Origin of the sequence: Actinoalloteichus hoggarensis, assembly GCF_002234535.1 — a bacterium.
GTDB lineage: Bacteria > Actinomycetota > Actinomycetes > Mycobacteriales > Pseudonocardiaceae > Actinoalloteichus_A > Actinoalloteichus_A hoggarensis.
In genome coordinates this window covers 736,655-756,271 of sequence record NZ_CP022521.1, presented here as the reverse complement: position 1 = coordinate 756,271, position 19,617 = coordinate 736,655, and the positions used below count along the sequence as shown (strand labels likewise).

Annotated in this window: 11 protein-coding genes, 1 tRNA gene and 2 pseudogenes; 6 read left to right on the top strand and 8 right to left on the bottom strand. The window is 71.5% G+C overall.

The genetic code is table 11. The features are described 5' to 3' along the window. Nucleotides 1-166 precede the first annotated feature (166 nt). The 4 genes from AHOG_RS03530 to mfd form a co-directional block, all read right to left on the bottom strand. Nucleotides 167-3,571, bottom strand: a complete 3,405-nt coding sequence (locus AHOG_RS03530; protein ID WP_093940081.1) for a S41 family peptidase — start codon at nt 3,569-3,571, stop codon at nt 167-169. Nucleotides 3,572-3,751: 180 nt separating this feature from the next. Beyond that, a complete protein-coding gene (locus AHOG_RS03525) occupies nt 3,752-4,774 on the bottom strand; it encodes a nucleoside triphosphate pyrophosphohydrolase (protein WP_093940080.1) in 1,023 nt (340 codons plus the stop codon). Nucleotides 4,775-4,799: 25 nt separating this feature from the next. Further along, nucleotides 4,800-5,747 (bottom strand): SurA N-terminal domain-containing protein, encoded by a 948-nt coding sequence (locus AHOG_RS03520; protein ID WP_093940079.1) that lies wholly within the window; start codon nt 5,745-5,747, stop codon nt 4,800-4,802. Between the two features lie 12 nt (nt 5,748-5,759). After that, nucleotides 5,760-9,458 carry a transcription-repair coupling factor gene (gene mfd / locus AHOG_RS03515; protein WP_093940078.1) on the bottom strand — a complete coding sequence of 1,233 codons (3,699 nt, stop codon included), beginning with the start codon at nt 9,456-9,458 and terminating at the stop codon, nt 5,760-5,762. A gap of 390 nt (nt 9,459-9,848) precedes the next feature. On the opposite strand from mfd, the pseudogene AHOG_RS30410 reads away from it, so the two are divergent. Together AHOG_RS30410 and AHOG_RS30405 are read left to right on the top strand one after the other, a co-directional pair. Continuing rightward, nucleotides 9,849-10,028, top strand: a pseudogene (locus tag AHOG_RS30410) (DUF4291 family protein); the annotation flags it as partial. After that, nucleotides 9,992-10,186: pseudogene (locus AHOG_RS30405) on the top strand (DUF4291 family protein); the annotation flags it as partial. The pseudogenes AHOG_RS30410 and AHOG_RS30405, both read left to right, overlap by 37 nt. Nucleotides 10,187-10,294: 108 nt before the next feature. Here AHOG_RS30405 and AHOG_RS03505 read toward each other — a convergent pair. The 3 genes from AHOG_RS03505 to AHOG_RS03495 form a co-directional block, all read right to left on the bottom strand. Then, a complete protein-coding gene (locus AHOG_RS03505; protein WP_157736611.1) occupies nt 10,295-10,897 on the bottom strand; it encodes a Uma2 family endonuclease in 603 nt (200 codons plus the stop codon). Nucleotides 10,898-10,983: 86 nt separating this feature from the next. Beyond that, a complete protein-coding gene (locus AHOG_RS03500) occupies nt 10,984-11,583 on the bottom strand; it encodes a TetR/AcrR family transcriptional regulator (protein ID WP_093944110.1) in 600 nt (199 codons plus the stop codon). Nucleotides 11,584-11,738: 155 nt separating this feature from the next. After that, nucleotides 11,739-12,695: an acyl-CoA desaturase gene (locus tag AHOG_RS03495; protein ID WP_093940075.1), complete on the bottom strand. Its 957-nt coding sequence runs from the start codon at nt 12,693-12,695 to the stop codon at nt 11,739-11,741. Between the two features lie 422 nt (nt 12,696-13,117). On the opposite strand from AHOG_RS03495, the gene AHOG_RS03490 reads away from it, so the two are divergent. The 4 genes from AHOG_RS03490 (at nt 13,118) to AHOG_RS03475 (ending at nt 17,768) form a co-directional block, all read left to right on the top strand. Beyond that, nucleotides 13,118-13,188, top strand: a tRNA-Gln gene (locus AHOG_RS03490). Nucleotides 13,189-13,262: 74 nt separating this feature from the next. Next, entirely contained in the window at nt 13,263-14,999 is a 1,737-nt protein-coding gene (locus AHOG_RS03485; protein WP_093940074.1) for a GGDEF domain-containing protein, read from the top strand. Between the two features lie 268 nt (nt 15,000-15,267). Continuing rightward, nucleotides 15,268-16,791, top strand: a complete 1,524-nt coding sequence (gene glmU / locus AHOG_RS03480) for a bifunctional UDP-N-acetylglucosamine diphosphorylase/glucosamine-1-phosphate N-acetyltransferase GlmU (RefSeq protein WP_093940073.1) — start codon at nt 15,268-15,270, stop codon at nt 16,789-16,791. Then, the gene (locus tag AHOG_RS03475) at nt 16,788-17,768 is read left to right on the top strand and encodes a ribose-phosphate diphosphokinase (RefSeq protein ID WP_093940072.1); all 981 of its coding nucleotides are present in this window, start codon (nt 16,788-16,790) and stop codon (nt 17,766-17,768) included. The genes glmU and AHOG_RS03475 overlap by 4 nt, the downstream gene beginning before the upstream one ends. A gap of 82 nt (nt 17,769-17,850) precedes the next feature. On the opposite strand, the gene AHOG_RS03470 is transcribed toward AHOG_RS03475, so the two are convergent. Further along, a complete protein-coding gene (locus AHOG_RS03470) occupies nt 17,851-19,146 on the bottom strand; it encodes an Nramp family divalent metal transporter (RefSeq protein WP_093940071.1) in 1,296 nt (431 codons plus the stop codon). Between the last annotated feature and the right edge of the window lie 471 nt (nt 19,147-19,617).

The following is a 19,617-nucleotide window of genomic DNA, read 5'->3' as shown; positions in this document are numbered from 1 at the left end:
GGGACCGAGCGCGAACACCGCCGGAGGTGTCCTTGCGAAGTGCGCACACGACCCACGAGACGGTAGCCCGTCGACCATCCGGCGAGAATAGACCGAACGAACCAACGCGCTCCCCCGAACGGGCGCTTCGGGGGAGCGCGTCACGGTCGTCGTGCCCGGGACCGGATCAGATCGGCGGCAGCGTGGGGCGCACCGCCGCGGGCCGCCCGGCGAGGCTCTCCACGGCGAGTCGGACGGCCGTGTCGAGCTGCGGGTCCTCGCCCCGAGCCCAGTGCTGCGGGGCCCGGACGACCTCGATGTCCGGCTCGACGCCGCGGTTCTCCATCTCCCACCCCTGCCCTTCGATCCAGGTCGCGTATCGGGGCTGGGTGACGACGGTCCCGTCGACGAGGTGGTAACGCATGTCGATCCCCACCGTGCCACCCCAGGTGCGAACCCCGACCACCGGGCCGAGTCCCAGCGCCTTGATCGCGCCGGTGGCGATGTCGCCGTCGGACCCGGAGAACTCGTCGGCGACGGCGACCAGCGGCCCGCGCGGCGCGTGCTGCGGATAGGTCCAGCCGTAGGCCCCGTCGTCGGCGACCTGCCAGCCGATGACCTTGCCTGCCAGCTTCTCCACCACGAGCTGCGAGGTGTGGCCGCCCCGGTTCTCCCGAAGGTCGACGATCAACGCCTCGCGCTGCGTCTCCACCCGCAGATCACGGAAGAGCTGTGCCCACCCGAGGGCCTGCATGTCGGGGACGTGCAGATAGCCGACGCGGCCGCCGGAGAGCGCGCGGACGTGGGCCCGCCGCCGGAGGACCCAGTCCTGATACCGCAGCGGCTCCTCGTCGCCCACCGGAACCACCACGACCCGACGGGGTTCGGGCCGGGGGTCGCTCTGGTCGGCGGGACGGTCGCTGCCCGCCGCCACCGTGGGGCCGTCCTGGGCGGGGCCGAGAAGCAGCTCCACGGGTTGATCGGCGGTGCCGACCAGCAGCGGGGCAGGCCCGGTCGTCGGGTCGACCGGCCTGCCGTCGACGGCCAGCAGCACCTCGCCGGGTCGGGCCGCGACACCGGGGGCGGCCAACGGCGACCTGGCCTTGGTGTCGGAGATCTCGCCAGGCAGGATGCGCTCGATCCGCCAGTGTCCGTCGGCCGTGCGTCGCAGGTCGGCGCCGAGCAGGCCCTGCCGGGTCTTCGGGTCGCCGCCCGTGTCCTTGGGCAGCACGTAGGCATGCGAGGTGTTCAACTCGCCCTGGACCTCCCAGAGCAGGTCGACGAAGTCGTCCGCGCTGCCGAGCCGGTCCACCAGGGGGCGGTACCGGGCGGTGACCGCGGCCCAGTCGACGCCGCCCATGTCGCGACGCCAGAAGTGATCCCGCATCAGTCGGGCTGCCTCGTCGTAGGCCTGCCGCCATTCGACGGTCGGCGTCACCTCCACGCGGAGCCGGTTCAGGTCCAGCGCGAGCGATTCGTCCGGCCCGGTGCCCTCTCCGCCGGCCTTGCGCTCGGCGGAGACGACCCTGCTGGTGGAGCCGTCGGTGAAGATTAGCCGGGTGCCGTCGCCGCTGACGCGGAAGTCGTCCAGTCCGTCGACGAGGACCTCGGCCTTGTTCCGGCCGAGGTCGAAGCGGACGAGTTCCGATCGGGAGGGTGCGGTGTCGGCCGGCGACTGCGCGTCGCCCAGCGTCCCGGTGAGCGGCTCCGAGATCCACAGCAGTCCGCCCTTGGCGGCGGCCAGCGAGTGGTACTGGCCCGCGCGGACCGGGAAGGGCACGACGCGCTGTGCCAGTCCCGCCACGTCGACCTCGGTCCGGGGCACCTCGGCGGCCTCGGTCGGCTCGGCGCCGTCCTCGGTGCCGGGGCCCGCGGCGCGACCGTGCAGGCTGGGCCCGAACGGCGACGGGGTGTGGGCGGACAGGGGGACGAGGTAGGGCCTGCACGCGGCGATGAACGCCAGGTCGAAGTCGTGCTCGTCGTAGAAGGGGTCGAAGGTGCGCAGGGAGAGGAAGGCCAGGTGCCTTCCGTCGAGGGTGAACACCGGTTCGAGGTCGACGAAGCGGAGATCGGTGACGTCGACGATCGTGGCGGACTCGTTGTCGGACCGCCGGTACAGGCGGATGCGACGCAGCGGATAAGGCCCGGGCTCCGACCAGGCGAGCCAGTCCGAGTCCGGGGAGAAGGCCAGGCCGGAGACGTCGCCCTCACGACTGGTGGTGACGGTGCGGACGGTGCCGTCGGCGAGGTCGACCAGCAGGAGTCGACCGTCGTGGGCGGCGACGGCCGCGGTGCTGCCGTCGGGCGTGACGGCGAGTTCCAGCACTCGGCCCAGCGCGCCGTGCGCGAGCCGCCGTACCGGACCGCCGGGCGCGTCCGGGGAGGCGGGCACCACCTCCAAGGCGTCCTCACCGCCCGCGTCGGTGACCCAGACCGCGCCGACGCTCTCGGTCGCGGCGGCCGGCACGGCGGGGATCCGTGCGCGCGTGCCCGGCTCGGCGGCCAGCACCGTCGCGGGGCCGTCGAGATGGGTCAGCCGGTGCACGGTGCCGCGGACCTCGACGACGCTGGATCGGCCGGTGCGGTCGACGGCGAGTCCGCCGAGGTCGCGAGCCGGGTCGATCGGATGAGGCCGGAGCGGGGCGGCCGGGCCGCCGGTACGGACCTCCAGCCGACGAGGCGTGTCCTCCAGCGAGTCGAGCAGCCACAGCTCGCCCGCGTGCTGATAGACGACCCTGGTCCCGTCGGTGGTGGCGTTGCGCGCGTAGAACTCGGCGTGGTCGGTGTGCCTGCGCAGCTCGGTGCCGTCCGGCAGGCACGAGTAGAGGTTGGCGACGCCCTCGTGGTCGGACAGGAAGGCGACGCGATCCCCGATCCACAGCGGACAGACGAGACTGGCCGTGACCTCGGGAAGCAGCCGAGCGAACTCGCCGTCTCCGGTGCGGTCGATCCACAGTCTGCCCGCGGCGCCGCCGCGATACCGCTTCCAGCGCGCCGGTTCGCTGGAGAGCACGGAGGAGAGCAGCACGCCGCCGCCCGTCGCCACCGTGAGACTCGCGGCGCCCATGATCGACTCGCCGGTCGCGCCCGCGATCGGCTCCAGCGCCCCGGCTTCCGGCAGCACGGGTGCACTACGGGCAGCGGCCTCGAATCGGGTTCCGGGGGCGAAGGCGACCCCGCCGATCGGGCCGTACGGCAGACGCGTCGCAGGCCCGCCGTCCAACGGCACGGCATGCAGCCAGGTCTGCCGCATGGACGGCTCGCCCGCCTCGGTCGTCGCGAGGACCAGCGGCTCCTCGCTCGGGAGCCAGCCGCGTACCGCCGTCTTCGCGCCACCCCAGTAGGTGAGCCTGCGGGCGGCGCCACCGGCGGTCGGCGCGACCTGGATCTCCGGCTCTCCGCCGTCGAGCCTGCTCGTCCAGGCCAGCAGGGAGCCGTCCGGCGAGAAGCGGGGGCTCGCGGCGGGGACGCGATCGGCCGACACCCGCCAGGCCCGTCCGCCGTCGACCGGTGCCAGCCAGACGTCGTCCTCGGCGACGAAGGCGATCAGGTCGCCGTGCAGGTGGGGCGTTCGAAGATATCCGGCGTTCATCGCTCGACCTTACGCAGCGAGCCTGCGCAAGATCACACCATTCCGCGTGCCGACCCCCGACCGCGAGCCTGCCCACGCCGAATCCCTCACGGATCGTCGTGCGCGACGGCCCGGCCGACGGCGCCCGCACGATGCCGGGACCTGTGTCCGCCTCGGCCGCCCGCCGCGATCACCGACGCCTCAGGCGTCGGCGGGCCAGTGCCTCCGCCAGTCCGTCACGGTCAACCCGGCGGGATCGAGCCCGGCGGCCCTGGCCGAGTCCTCCGCCGCACGCACCCGCGCGGCGAACTCGCGGGCGGCCGACCGTATCGCGCCCTCGGGATCGACGCGCTCACGCCGAGCGAGCACGGCGGCACGGAACAGCCGCTCGCCGACGGACTCGCCCGAGGGCAGCAGGTCGTCGGGCAGTCGCGCCCGGCCGGTGCGCTGGCCGAGCTTCGCCGCCAGAGCGACGGCGGGCTGGCCGAAGGCGACGCCGTCGATGCTGGACGTGCGCTGCTTCTCGACCTGCTTCAGCTCTTCCCACCGGCCCTGCTGAGTCACGGCGTCCACCACCTCGTCATCGGTGCCCGCGAAGACGTGCGGATGCCTCCCGACGAGCTTGGCGACCAGGTCGGCCGCCACGGCGTCCACGTCGAAGGGCTCGCTCGGGTCCTCGGCCGCGATCCTGGCGTGGAAGAGCACTTGGAGCAGGACGTCGCCGAGTTCCTCCCGCAACGCGGGCCGGTCCTCGTCCTCCAGCGCCTCCAGCAGTTCGTAGGCCTCCTCGACGAGGTACTGGCGCAGCGACAGATGGGTCTGCTCGGCGTCCCACGGGCAGCCGCCGGGCGACCGTAGACGGTCCATCACGTCGACCGCGTCGAGCAGCCGCGCGCCGGGCGGCTCGACACCGGCGACGACCGGGGCGCCCGCGTCGACCAGCGCCCTGGCGGGTGCGGACCCGAGATCGTCGGTGATCAGCACGATCGCCGCACGGCGGGCGTGTTCCGTCAGTTCCTCGATCGCAGGCGAGGCAGCCGCGGCCAGCTCTTCTCGCGTCGGTCCCGGCAGTCCGGGATCTGCGTACACCTCGGCGGCGGCACGCAACGACGGCAGGGCGGCGGCGGGCAGCACCGCCCCGAGCCGCGGCGTGATGAGCACCACGGTGGTGCCCGCGAAGAGGCTCGAGGTCACGTCGGGTGCCGTCGTGGACGTCGTCGTCATGCGGTCGTGGTCACCGAATCGGCGATCAGTCGCGCGGCGCGGACGCGGCCAGCGGGAAGATCAGCCCGCCTGCCTCTCCCTCGGACGGCGCCACCTGCACCGTCGTCGGGTCCCACACGCCGTACCGGGGGTTGACCTCGACCTGCGCGTCCTGAGCGGCCGCGCCCAGCATCCGGAGGCCGAACTGAGCGGTCATCGACGGGTCCGCCTGGCCCGCGGCCGCCGGGTCGGAGACCTCCGCGATCTCGCGCTCGTGGATCACCGCGACCATCCACTGCCCGCTCTGCGGCTGGGTCTCGAAGGCCACCACGTTGCCCGCCGCGGTGCCGAACAACGCCGTCGCGGCCAGTGCCGGGCTCTCGGCGGGGGTCAGCGGCTGCCCCATGCCGCCGGGCAGGCCTGCCCCGCCGCTCTCCTCGATGATCTCGCCGACGCGGTCGGGCTCGGCGGCGAGCTGTTCCGCCAGGTCGACGGCCTGCTCCCGGCTGGTGGCCTGCACGAAGTCGAAGACGATCCGTACCCGTCCCAGGTACTCCTCGCCGACCTGGCTCAGCAGCAGCTGGTCGGTGACGTCCGCGCGAAGGCTCTCCTCGGTGAAGGGCGTGCCCATCACCGCGGCCTGCGCGCCGCCGCTCTGCTCGATCATCGCGTCGACCTCGCGGTCGTCGACCGAGATGCCCTCCTGCTCGGCGAACTCGCTGATCAGCCGGTGCCGCACCGACAGGGTGACGATGCTGCGTGACACGTCGTCGACCTGGCCCTGCTGGATCAGCTGCGTGCGCAGGTCGGGCTCCCGCTCGTAGATCGCGTCGAGCCTGGTCTGCACGTCGTCCAGTGAGATCACCGTGTGATCACCGACGATCGCCGCCGCGCCGGTCCTGCTCGGCTGGGTCGAACAACCCGTGAGCAGCAGGCCCGTCACCGCGGAGAGCGCAACGATCAACCGAACGGGGCGTCCCGGAAGAGTCCTCACGAGAACACCTTCTCACGAACGGTTGCCCGCGGATGCGGCAGCCGGCGCCGGAACTCCGGCCATCGCGGCCAGGAAACCCTCCGCCCAGGACAACAGCGCCTCGTCCCGCAGCGGCGGCGCCCCGATCCGGCCGCCCGCGCCGCCCTCGGTGGGACGGGGCAGCGAGACGAGCCGCAGGGCGGGCTTGTACGTCGCCTTCGGGTACAGGCGGTCGAGCCGCACGATCTGCGAGTCTCGCAGCTCCAGCGGCGCGAAGCGGACGGCGTTGCCCTGCAAGGTCACCTCGGTGATGCCGTGACGCCTGCAGAGCTGCCGGAACGCCGACACGGCGAGCAGCCGGTCCACCTCCACCGGCGGCGGCCCGTAGCGGTCGACCAGTTCGGCACGGACCGCGCGCAACGCCTCGGCGTCGGCGGCGACGCGCTCCCCGGAGTCCAGCGGCGAGTCACCCGCCGCCGAGGCGATCTTGCGGTACGCCTCCAGGCGCAGCCGCTCGCCCGACACGTAGTCGTGGGGGATGTGCGCGGTGACGGGCAGGTCGATGCGCACCTCGGCGGGCTCCTCCACGACGTCGCCGTCCGAGGTCGAGCCGGTCTGCTTCCGGAATGCCGCGACGGCCTCGCCGACGAGCCGGACGTAGAGGTCGAAGCCGACGCCCGCGATGTGCCCGGACTGCTCGGCGCCCAGGATGTTGCCCGCGCCCCGGATCTCCAGGTCCTTCATCGCCACGGCCATGCCCGAACCCAGCTCGGAGTTCTGCGCGATGGTCGCCAGCCGATCGTGCGCGGTCTCGGTCAGCGGCTTCTCCGGCGGGTACAGGAAGTAGGCGTACCCGCGTTCCCGTGCCCGCCCGACCCGGCCGCGAAGCTGGTGCAGCTGGGCCAGCCCCAGCATGTCGCCGCGCTCGACGATCAAAGTGTTGGCGTTCGAGATGTCCAAGCCGGTCTCGACGATCGTCGTGCACACCAGCACGTCGAACTCCCGCTCCCAGAAGCCCTGGATGACCTTCTCCAGCCGGTCCTCGTTCATCTGGCCGTGCGCGGTGACGACCTTCGCCTCCGGAACCAGCTCCCGCAGCCGCTTGGCGGCCTTCTCGATCGAGGACACCCGGTTGTGCACGTAGAAGACCTGGCCGTCGCGCAGCAGCTCCCGGCGGATCGCCGCCGCCGTCTGCTTCTCGTCGTACTGGCCGACATAGGTCAGCACGGGATGCCGTTCCTCCGGCGGGGTGAGGATGGTCGACATCTCCCTGATGCCCGCCAGGCTCATCTCCAGCGTGCGCGGGATCGGCGTCGCCGACATGGTGAGCACGTCGACGTGGGTCCGCAGCGCCTTGATGTGCTCCTTGTGCTCGACGCCGAACCGCTGCTCCTCGTCGACGATCACCAGCCCGAGGTCCTTGTAGCGGATGCCGGTCTGCAACAGCCGGTGCGTGCCGATCACCACGTCCACGTCGCCGGCCGCGAGGCCGTTGATCACCTCGTCGGACTCCGTCTTGTCGGTGAAGCGGGACATCCCCTTCACCACGACGGGGAAGGAGCGCATCCGCTCGCTGAAGGTGCTGAGGTGTTGTTGGGCGAGCAGCGTCGTGGGCACCAGGACGACCACCTGTTTGCCGTCCTGCACCGCCTTGAACGCGGCGCGCACGGCGATCTCGGTCTTGCCGTAGCCGACGTCGCCGCAGATCACCCGGTCCATCGGCACCGCGCGCCGCATGTCCCCCTTGACCTCGTCGATCGCGGCGAGCTGGTCGATGGTCTCGGTGTAGGGAAAGGCGTCCTCCAGCTCGCGCTGCCAGGGCGTGTCCGGTCCGAAGGCATGGCCGGGGGCCGACTGCCGGGCGGCGTAGAGCTGGACCAGCTCGGCGGCGATCTCCTTCACGGCCTTGCGGGCCCGTGTCTTGGTCTTGGCCCAGTCGGAGCCGCCGAGGCGGTTCAGTGTCGGCAGCTCCCCGCCCACGTACCGGGAGACCTCGTCGAGCTGGTCCGTGGGCACGAACAGCCGGTCACCGGGCTGTCCGCGCTTGCTGGAGGCGTATTCCAGGACCAGATACTCGCGGGTCGCGCCCGCCACGGTGCGCTGCGACATCTCCACATAACGACCGATGCCGTGCTTGTCGTGGACGACGTAGTCGCCCGCGCTGAGGCCCAGCGGGTCGACGGCGTTGCGCCGTCGAGACGGCATCCGCCGCATGTCCCGCGTGGAGGTGCCGCCCCGGCCGCCGGTCAGGTCGGCCTCGGTGAGCACCACGAGCAGCGGGTCCGCCGCGATGAAGCCGTCCTCCATGGTGCCGCGCACGATGGAGACCAGTCCGGCCGCCGGTGCCTCCGGAAGTCCGTCGGTGATCAGCCGGACCGGGACGTCGGCGTCCCGCAGCTGCTCGGCGGCGCGCGAGGCCGTGCCGGCGCCGGGGAACACCAGCACGGCCGCCCCGCCGGCCGCGGTGTGGGCACGCAGGTCCGCGAACGCGCGCTCGACCTCGCCGCGATAGGCCTCGACGGGACGGATGTCCAGGTGCAGGGCGTGCTCCCCCGCGACCAGGCCGGTCTCGGCGTCGGCCTCGGCCGAGTCGGCGTCGCCCGCGGCGTCGAGATACAGCTGGCTCAGCGTCCACCAGGGGCGGCCGGAGGCGGTGGTGTGCTGCTCGACCTCGTCGAGGTCGCGATAGGCGGAGGCGCCCAGGTCGATGGGCGCCCCGCCGCCGCCCGCCGCCGTCATCCAGGAGGCCTCCAGGAACTCCTGTCCGGTGCGCACGAGGTCGGCGGCCCGCCCTCGGATCTTCTCCGGATCGGCCAGCAGGACGTGCGCGGAGCGCGGCAGGAGGTCCGGCAGCAGCGCCAGCTCCCCCTCACAGAGCGCGGGGATCAACGCCTCCATGCCCTCCACCGGAATGCCCGCCGCGATCTTGTCCAGCATCTCGGAGAGCTGGGCGTCGGCCCGATGGTCCTCGGCGAGCGCCTCCGCGCGGGCCCGGACGGACGCGGTGATCAGCAGCTCCCGGCAGGGCGGGGCGAGCAGTTCGGCGACCGGCTCGGGAAGCGAGCGCTGATCGGCGACCGCGAAGGCGCGGATCTCGGATACCTCGTCGCCCCAGAACTCCACCCGCAACGGGTGCTCGCAGGTGGGCGGGAAGACGTCCAGGATGCCGCCGCGCACGGCGAACTCGCCGCGCTTCTCCACCATGTCGACCCGGCTGTAGGCCAGGCTCGCGAGGCGCTCGACCTGCTCGGCGAAGTCGTGTTCCTCGCCGACGCGCAGATGGACGGGCGCGACGTCGCCGAGGCCGGGGGCCAAGGGCTGGATCAGGCTGCGGACGGTGGTCACGACGACCCGCAGCGGTCCGGTGTCGGGCGAGCCCGGCTCGGGGTGGGCGAGCCGGCGCAGGACCGCGAGCCTGCGGCCCACGGTGTCGGCCCGGGGCGAGAGGCGTTCGTGTGGCAGCGTCTCCCAGGACGGCAGTTCGGCGACCACGTCGCGACCGATCAGGTCGCCGAGCACGGCGGCGCTCTCCTCGGCCTCGCGGCCGGTCGCGGTGACCAGCAGCACCGGACGGTCGGCGCCCCGCTCGGCGGCCAGGGCCGCGGCGACCAGGGTCCGCAGCGCAGGCGGGCCGCCGAGTTCGACGGTGGCCGAGCCGCCTGCGTCGACGAGGTTCTGGAAGGGCTTGCTGCCCAGGAGGGCGGTGAGCAGCCCGGCGAGCGGAGCGGACACGACGGGAGATCTCCTCAGGCGCTGGAAACACGACACACCCCTGCCCTGGACGAGCCGGGGAGGGGTCTCGTCGACCAGGGTACGGGTGACGAGCCACGCGGGGCAGCGGATTACCGCCCGCGTTCGCCGTGTCGGCGACGTCGGTGGGGCGGCGTCGCGGGCGGAGAGCGCGAGGTCACACCCGGTTCGGCACCGGGCGGGTCGACGTGCGGCAGGCCTGTCGGTGGCGGCTCGGCGTGCGGCGGCTCGGCGGAGTCCCGGTCGTCGACGGGCCGATCGGGCGTCGGCGTGACACCGGGCCCCGCGTCCTCGGCGGCCGACCCGGCCTCACCTTCGTCGAACCGTTCCGCCGGTACCGGACGACCCGGATCAAGCCGCCGTTCCTCTCCGATGATGCACCGCAGCCGTCGGGCTACGAAGCCCGATCAGGAGGTCGTCCTGGCTATCACGCTGCGCCGGCCGGGTTTCGAGTGGGCGCTCGCGCACTCCTGCCCGAACTCGTTCCGTGCGGGCGCGGACGCCGACCGTGCCGCGTGGCAGGCCAGGCCGGCCGCTTCGCCGGTGCGCGTCCGGTGGACTCCGATCGTGCCGTGCGGCTGGAGCGGCGGGCGGCGCGGATCGGGCTCGGCCCCGAGGCGGTCTCGCACTATGTCGACGAGTGGGTCGTCTCGCTGACGGATGTGATCCCGCAGGCCACACGGATTCATCGGCTGGTCACGGCGGCCGACCACGCCGCCGCGGCGTGCGCTGCCGTCCGTGGAGCGGCCCTGTCCGCGGAGACCGGCGTCCGGCGAGACGTCTCCCGCAGGGCCGATCGCCGTGGGCGGCGGCCGGGCTCAGCGGCCGGAGCCGCGGCGGAAGACTCGGGAGTAGAGGCGGTCGACGTCGAGCCGCACCGGCACCGGGGCGCAGGTCACCAGCGCCGGACTGCCCGCGTCGACGATCACGCGCGTCACGTACCCGCCGTCGACGAGTTCTCCGCAGACGACGGTCGGCGGTTCGCCCACCGTCGGCTCGACCCGCCAGTAGAAGGGCACGCCTGCCGCCGCGTAGGCGGCGGGCTTGGACATCCGATCCTGCCTGCGGGTGCGCGGCGAGACGATCTCCACGATGAGCGAGACGTCGGCGGCCACGACCTTCGTCGCGCCGTCCCGCGGAGCGCGGATGACGGCGAGGTCCGGGATGAAGCCCATGTCGGGGGCCAGTCGGACGCCGATCGCGCTGACCACCATGAGGTCGGCCCGGTCCTGATCCCAGAGCGCGTCGTCGACGAGACGTCTGATCTCGTCGCTGAACGCCTGATGGCCCAGCGCCGGAGCGGGTGTCACGTGCAGCCTGCCGCCGATCAACTCGATCCTCGGGCCGTCGGGATCATGGTCCAGGCCGGCCCAGTCGGCGAGATCGTACCGATCGTCGCGATGCGAGAGAGCGCTGCTCACGAGAGTCACCTCCTCACCCCGGAGACCGTCGGGCTCGGCCTCCAGTGTCCCACGGACCCGGCGGGCGACAAGTCCGCCCGGCGTGGTCAGTCCCGGCGAATGTGCAGGCCGGGGTGCAGTTCGAGATGGGAGAGGCCGTTCCAGGCGAGGTTCACCAGGTGCGCGGCGACCTCGTCCTTCGGCGGCGTCCGCACCTCCAGCCACCACTGGCCGGTCAACGCCACCATGCCGACGAGCGCCTGGCTGTAGAGGGCGGCGAGGGCGGTGTCGTAGCCCCTGGCGCCGAACTGCTGGCCGAAGATGTCCTCGACCTGACTGGCGATGTCGTTGAGCAGGCTGGAGAAGGTGCCGGTCGCGCTGGCGACCGGCGAGTCACGCACCAGGATGCGGAATCCGTCGCTGGAGTCCTGGATGTAGTCGAGCAGCGCGCATGCCGCCTGTTCGAGCAGTTCCTTCGGATGGCCCGCCGAGAGCGCCGAGACGATGCGGTCGAGCAGCAGTTCCATCTCGCGGTCGACCACGACCGCGTAGATGCCCTCCTTGCCGCCGAAGTGCTCGTAGACGACCGGTTTGCTGACGCCCGCCCGATGGGCGATCTCCTCGATGGAGGTCGCCTCGAAGCCCTTCTCCGCGAACAGCTCCCGACCGACGTCCAGGAGCTGCCGCCGCCGTTCCTTACCCGTCATCCGCACTCTGGCGGGGCGCGGGGATCGCTGTGCGCTCTCCACCGCTTCCGACCCGGTCTGCACCCGTGCTCGTCGCCCCGACATCTGCTTCAGCCTAAGGGGTGGCTCTTCGGCCTGGTGGGACGTCAGAACATCTGGTCTGCGGACCGACTCGATCATTCCTCGTTCGCCGAGATCCTGGCGAGCCGCTGCGTGGTGGGCCAGCGCACCTTGGTCGCCCAGCCGAACTTCTCGAAGATCCAGATGAGCCGGGCGGTGATGTCGATCTGGCCGCGCTGGACGCCGTGCCGCGCGCAGGTCGGGTCGGCGTGGTGCAGGTTGTGCCACGACTCGCCGAAGGACAGGATCGCCAGCGGCCAGAAGTTCGCCGACTTGTCCCTGGCCTGGAACGGACGCTCGCCGATCATGTGGCAGATCGAGTTGACCGACCAGGTCACGTGGTGCAGCAGCCCGACCCGGACGAGTCCGGCCCAGAAGAACGCGGTGAAGGCTCCCCAGAAGGACCAGGTGATCAGACCGCCGAGGACGCCGGGCAGCACGAGGCTCACGATGGTCCAGAGTCCGAACTGCCGCTGCACCCGGACGATGTCGGGGTCGGCGAGCAGGTCGGGCGTGAAGCGCTGGCTGTTGGTCATGTCGCGCTCGAAGAGCCAGCCCATGTGGGCATGCCAGAAGCCCTTGGCCAGCGCCACCGGGGACGTGCCGAACATCCACGGGGAATGCGGGTCGCCCTCCTTGTCGGAGAAGGCGTGGTGCCTGCGGTGGTCGGCGACCCAGGTGATCACCGGGCCCTGCAGCGCCATGCTGCCCGCGATGGCCAGGCCGATCCGAAGCGGCCGCTTGGCCTTGAACGAGCCGTGGGTGAAGTAGCGGTGGAATCCCGCGGTGATGCCGAGGCCCGAGAAGATGAAGAACGCCGCGCCGAGGCCGACGTCCACCCAGCTCAGCCCCCAGCCCCAGGCGAAGGGCACCGCGGCGAACAGGGCGATGAACGGCAGGATCACGAAGACGTAGATGCCGAACTGCGCGGAGTCGCGCCTGCGTCCGGAGATCACCGGCTTGGGTGATCGGTTGGGTTCGTTCGCCGTAGGGGCGTCGAGCGTGCTCGTCATAGGTGTCCCTCAGTGAGTGAGACGGGAGGTACGGCGGCGCCGAAGTTACGGCTACGGAACCGTAACCTACGCCAGCGTAGGTTACGGCGGAGACCTTGGCCAGTCTCATGCACTGATCGGGTTATCCGCTGGTCGAACGCCCGCAATACGCGAATCACCCTCGCGATCGACGCCGGTTCGCCCGGCGCGTCGAGCCCGTCCGCACGCGGCGCCGCTCGACGATCAGGCGGTCGCGGAGCCTCCGGCACCGGGCGGCCCGAGTCGTGTCGGACCCGAGACGGAGAACCGCCGACACCCGTGCGACCGCGCCCGCCGCAGCACGGCGGTTCGGGCATCCGCCATGACCGACGGACCCCGCTCATGTCACCATGTACGGGCGCGACTTCCCGTCGTGACGCCGTGCACGACGACTCGTCGTGCGGTCCGCCGTGGTGTAACGGCAGCACCTCGGATTTTGGTTCCGATAGTCCAGGTTCGAATCCTGGCGGCGGAGCGTCGCAGGTCGGTGGCCGGCCTGCATCAAGACGCCATGGAAGAACTCGGCACCGTCGGAGTACTCGGCAGGGGATGGCCGCCAGGGGGTGTAGAGCACTGCACAGGGAGTCGGTCGGACAGCGAGAGTCCTCGCCCGAGCCCAGCGAGCGATCCGATGCCTGGCTGATCGCGCGTGCCCACGAGCTGATCGTCGCCTCACAGGTCAACGATCAGCAGTTGCAGTTCTCCACGGCCGACGAGATCAACGAACTGCTCGATGAGGGTCGTCGACGCGGTGAGCCGAGCCTGGTCGCCCAGCTCCTGCGGGCCTCGGCCGTCATCCGCCTCGTCACCAGGGGACACGCCGAACTCGCCGACCCGCTGCTCGACGAGCTGATCTCCCATTCGCGGCGCCACGGACTGACCGTGATGGAGGCCGACGGCCGCGCCCTGCTGGCCCGCCGCATGATGCTGGTGAACAACCACGAGGTCACCCTCGACGAGACCGCCAAGGCGCTGGCGATGCTCAACGGCAAGCTCTCCCCCGACCCGCTGACGGGTCGACGCGCCTGGGAACGGCAGGTGGCGCTGGCCCTCCAGGACATCGCCCTGGTGCTCACCCAGCTCGGGGTCTACAAGATGGCCGACGAGGAGATGACGCGGGCCGAGGAGTTCATCCGCAGCAGTGGCGGGCCGCATCAGATCGCCGTGCACCTGATCAACCGGACCAGGATGCTGGTGGGCTGGGGCCTTCGGCTGGAACGCGCCGATCGGATGGACGAGGCGGCCGACCGGTTCGCGCTCGCCTCGGCGTTGGCCACCTCGGTGGAGGGCCCGTGGCCGGACTCGCTGCATCCCCGGAGCCACCGCGATCAGTCCGCCGCCGACCAGGTGCCCGTGGTGGGCTCCGCGCACGCCCTGGCCAAGCCCGGCGGCGAACACGTCCCCCGGCTCGACCGACTGCTGCAACGATCCCGCTATCCACGCGAGCTGCTCATCACCTCGCTGGCCCTGTCCCGCTGCCTCGAACACGACGGCGACCACGACGATGCGCTGGAGGTGCTTCGCCATGCCCGCCGCGAGATGGTCGGCGATCCCTCCGAACCGCCGTTGCAGCTGTCGCTGATCAGGGAGTTCGCCCGGCTCTGCGGTCCGGACGACGGGCAGGCGGCCACCGCGCTGAGCCAGTACAACGCCGCGCTGGAGAGCGAGCTGTGGATGCTGCGCGAGGTACGGATGGCCACGCTGATCTCCCGCCGTGATCACGAACGGCTGCGCAGACAGCATGGCGACATCACCCGGCAGGCGCTCCAGGACCCGCTCACCGGCCTGGCCAATCGGCGCGCGCTGGACGAGCGGATGGACCTGCTCGTCGTCGACCCCGACGCGCATCCGCTGTCGGTGGCGCTGTGCGACCTCGACGGGTTCAAGGGCGTCAACGATCGCTGTTCGCACGCCGAGGGCGACGACGTCCTGCGCGTCGTGGCCAGCACGCTGCGCGACACGCTGCGGGCGAACGACGTCGTCGCACGCTACGGCGGCGACGAGTTCGTGGTGCTCATGCCGACCACCACGCTCGGCGACGCCGAGGCGGCGCTGACACGAGCCGTGGACGCCGTGCGCGAGCTGCCCCAGGACCTCTCTCGGGGGGTGACCCTGTCGATCGGAGTCGTGGCCGTCACACACCAGGAGGGCAGCGGTCACGCCCTCACCCGGGCCGACGCCGCGATGTACCAGGCCAAGCGCGGCGGCGGCAGCCGGGTGTTCGCGCGGCGTTCGACCGTCCCGCTCGGCGCCGACGAGGTCGTGGAACCCGACACGCCCGCCTGACCAGCGCCGCCACCAGAACCGGGCGAATCCCCCGCTTCGCATCGGGGCCGCCGGGGGTGGTCCGCGAGAGCCCTTAGGATCGGCAGCATCCGTGCCGAGCACGAGCCTGCCTCTGTGCCTGGTCCGGCCGTCGCCGTCTGGAGGGAGTCCGGCCTCGCCGACACCGCTGCCCGCTCACGGGCACAGCGGGCGGCAAGGACGCGACGCCCGCCCGGGGGTGGCCGGAACCTCCCCACGGTGACCTATTCAGCGCGGAAGGGAAGCACTGATGCCCCAGGGCGGCCCAGCCCCCCGAGCCTCCTCCGGCGAGTCCACCGGTCCGATCAGCACCGTCATCCTCGCTGCGGGCGAAGGCACCCGCATGAGATCAGCGACGCCGAAGGTGCTGCATCGGATCGCCGGACGTGCCCTGGTGGAGCACGCGGTACACGCGGCATCCGGACTCGATCCCGATCATCTCGTCGTGGTCGTCGGACACGGCAGAGAGCAGGTGACCGACCATCTCGACGCGGTCGGTCACCGCATCGGCAGATCACTCACGACCGCGGTGCAGAACGAGCAGAAGGGCACCGGCCACGCCGTGAGCTGTGCGCTCGCCGAGCTGCCCGCCGGACTCACGGGCACCGTGCTCGTGAGCTACGGCGACGTACCGCTGCTGGACACCGACACCCTCGCCGCTCTGCTCGCCGAGCACGCCGCGGCGCGCAACGCGGTGACGGTGCTCACCGCCGAGCTCCCGGACGCGACCGGTTACGGCCGTATCCTGCGCGACGCCGACGGCGCGGTGACCGCCATCGTGGAACACAAGGACGCCAGCGAGGCCCAGCGGGCGATCACCGAGGTCAACTCGGGTGTCTACGCCTTCGACGCCGAGGTCCTGCGCGACGGGCTGAGCAGGCTGCGGACGGACAACGTCCAGGGCGAGCTGTACCTGACCGACGTCCTCGCCATCGCACGCGGCGACGGCGGCCGGGTAGGCGCGTCGACCTGCGTCGATCGCTGGCTGGTCGAGGGCGTGAACGACCGCGTGCAGCTCGCCGCGCTCGGCGCGGAACTGAACCGCAGGCTCGTGGAGTCCTGGATGCGCGCGGGCGTCACGGTCGTCGACCCCTCCTCGGTGTGGCTGGACGTCGACGTCGAGCTGGCCAGGGACGTGCTGCTGGAGCCCGGAGTGCGGCTGCGCGGCGCCACGTCGGTCGGCGAGGGCGCGACCGTGGGACCGGACACCGACCTCACCGACACGGTCATCGGAGCGGGCGCGTCGGTGGTGCGGACCCACGGCACGGGCGCCCGGATCGACGAGAACGCCTCGGTCGGTCCGTTCGCCTACCTTCGACCCGGCGCCCGGCTCGGCGCGGGCGGCAAGATCGGCACCTTCGTCGAGGTGAAGAACTCCGACATCGGCGCCGGGAGCAAGGTCCCGCACCTGAGCTACGTGGGCGACGCGACCATCGGCGAGCACAGCAACATCGGCGCGGCCAGCGTCTTCGTCAACTACGACGGGATCACCAAGCACCGCAGCGTGGTGGGATCGCACGTCCGCACCGGCTCGGACAACATGTTCGTCGCGCCGGTGACGGTCGGCGACGGCGCCTACACCGGCGCGGGAACGGTCCTACGACGTGACGTGCCGCCGGGCGCGCTCGCCGTGTCCGGCAGCCCGCAGCGCAACATCGAGGGCTGGGTGGGCAGGCGCAGACCGGGCACCGCCGCGGCCGAGGCCGCGGCACGGGCCAAGGCTGCCACGACGAGCCGTGATTCCGCGCAGGACGAGACCGGGGAGCAGTCATGAGCCCGAAACCAGGGACGCCGAAGAAGAACCTGATGCTGTTCAGCGGTCGGGCCTACCCGGAGCTGGCCGAGGAGGTCGCCAAGTACCTCAACGTGTCGGTGACGCCGCAGTCGGCCTACGACTTCGCGAGCGGCGAGATCTTCGTGCGCTTCGAGGAGTCGGTGCGCGGGTCCGACGCCTTCGTGCTCCAGAGCCACACCGCGCCCATCAACCAGTGGGTGATGGAGCAGCTCATCATGGTGGACGCCCTGAAGCGGGCGAGCGCCAAGCGCATCACCGTGATCATGCCCTTCTACCCCTACGCGCGGCAGGACAAGAAGCACCGGGGGCGCGAACCGATCTCCGCGCGGCTGATCGCCGACCTGTTCAAGACCGCGGGCGCGGACCGGATCATGACGATGGACCTGCACACCGCGCAGATCCAGGGATTCTTCGACGGCCCGGTGGATCACCTTCTCGCGCAGAACCTGCTGGCGGAGCACGTCGCGACGACCTACGCCGACGAGCCGGTCACGGTGGTCTCGCCGGACGCCGGACGTGTCCGGCTCGCCGAGAAGTGGGCGGATCAGCTCGGCGGCAAGCCGATCGCCTTCATCCACAAGACGCGGGACCCCTTCAAGCCCAATCAGGCCGTGGCCAACCGGATCGTCGGCGAGGTCAAGGGCAGGCTCTGCGTCGTCATCGACGACATGATCGACACCGGCGGGACGATCGTGAAGGCGGTGGACGCGCTGTTGGAGGCGGGGGCCTCCGGCGTGGTGATCGCCGCGACGCACGGCGTGCTCTCGTCGCCCGCCACCGAACGGCTCGCAGGCTGCGGCGCCCGTGAGGTGGTGTTCACCAACACGCTGCCGATCCCGGACGAGAAGCGGTTCGAGAACATGACCGTGCTCTCCATCGCCCCGCTGCTGGCACGGGCGATCCAGGCGGTCTTCGAGGACGACTCGGTGACCAGCCTGTTCGGCGGCAACGCCTGACGCCGCACGACGTGCGGGGCGGCCCTCCCGGCCGCCCCGCACGGGTGTCCCACCGCAGGCGCGATCGCCGACGAGCGAGACGTCAGCCCGTGACGAGGCCGACGACCTGGTTGACGGCGAGCGCCGCGAAGAGCAGCACGCACAGGCCGAGCATCAGGTTGGACAACCAGCGGGAGCGGTGCTCGGCGTCCAGCGTCTTCGAGTTCAGCAGGACCATCAGCGTCCCGGCCAGGAAGGGCATGAACAGCGCCCCGAGCACGCCGTAGACGATGACGAGCTGGAACGGCTGGTCCAGGAACAACAACGCCATCGGCGGGAAGGTCAGCCAGAGCAGGTAGCCCTTGTACATCGGGGTGCGGGCGCCCGCGAACCGGTCGTAGTGCCGCTCGTCGTCGACCTTCTCGCTCTCGTGCCTGCCGAGGCGCCAGACCCGCCACCAGTCGCTGACCAGCAGGCTGACGCCGTTCCAGACGCCGATGACGGAGCTGAAGGCCACCGCGAAGAAGCCGACCAGGAACGGGATGCGCGCCCACTGGCCGTAGTCCTCGGCGAGGACGTCGGCCAGGGTCAGCAGGCCGCCGTCGCCGGAACGAAGGTCCATGCCCGCCAGCAGTTCGGCGCCGACGATGAGCATCGAGGCCACGAACACGCCCGTGGTCACGTACCCGACGGTGTTGTCGAACCGCATCATCCCGAGCCACTTCGGCGACCGCCAGCCCTTGGCCATCGTCCAGTAGCCGTAGGAGGCCATCGTGATCGTGCCGCCGACGCCGCCGATCAGGCCGAGGACGTAGATGAGGGAGTCCTCGGGCAGCCGGGGCAGCAGGCCGCCCGCGATCGCGGTCATGTTCGGCACCACGAGGATCGCCGTGCCCACCACGGTGACGAACATGATCCCGACGAAGAAGGTCATGATCTTCTCGAGCACCGCGTAGCGCCCGAACCACACGATCACCAGGCCGAGGACGCCGCAGATCATCCCCCAGTACCGCACGTCGAGCACCGGGAACAGCGCGTTGAGCGGCAGCGCCGAGGCCGACATCGCCGTGGCGCCGTAGACGAAGCCCCAGATGGCGGCGTAGACGCCGAAGTAGCCGAGCGCCCACCGGCCGAGTTGACGCCAGCCGGACAGGATCGTGCGGCCGGACGTCACATGCCACCGGCCGGTCGCCTCCGCGAGCGCGATCTTGAAGATCGTGCCGACGATGACCGCCCAGAAGAGGACGTATCCGAACCGTGCCCCCGCGACGAGGGTCGCGACGAGGTCGCCCGCCCCCACACCCGTCGCCGCGGCCATGACGCCGGGTCCGACCTGGCGCAGCCGCGCCCGCCATCCCTGCGGCGGCACGGCCTGTGCTGGTTCGACGTCTGCTGCCATAGGGGAGAAATTAACCGCCGTCACACGGGGAGTCCATACTGATCACCGAGCGTGGCCACTCGGCGTGCGTCGTCGAGGGCGGACTCGACGGCGGAGAAGGGTGTGACCGCCGACGGACGATCGCTCCGGCCGAGGACACGCACGGCGCGTCCGCCGAGGTCCGGCCGTGTCGTCGGGCCGTCCCCACACCGTCCCGACGGGGCGAGTCCCGCCGCACCGTGTCGTTCGGTGCGGACCCCCGGCGAACCCTCGCGGCGACGATCTCGACATCGGCCCCATACCCACTAAGGTGTGAGCAGAACCGCGCGCACCGCGTCGCACCCCGGTGCCCGGCGCGGTCTTCGCCCACCCCGTGGATCGGTATACCGATGGTGGGCCTACACTGTTCGGGTTGCCTCGGCGAGGCCGGGTTTCCTCACCTGGCGTGATTGACGCGGCGGTTGAATCGGCCGCATTGTGTCTTGTTTCGCG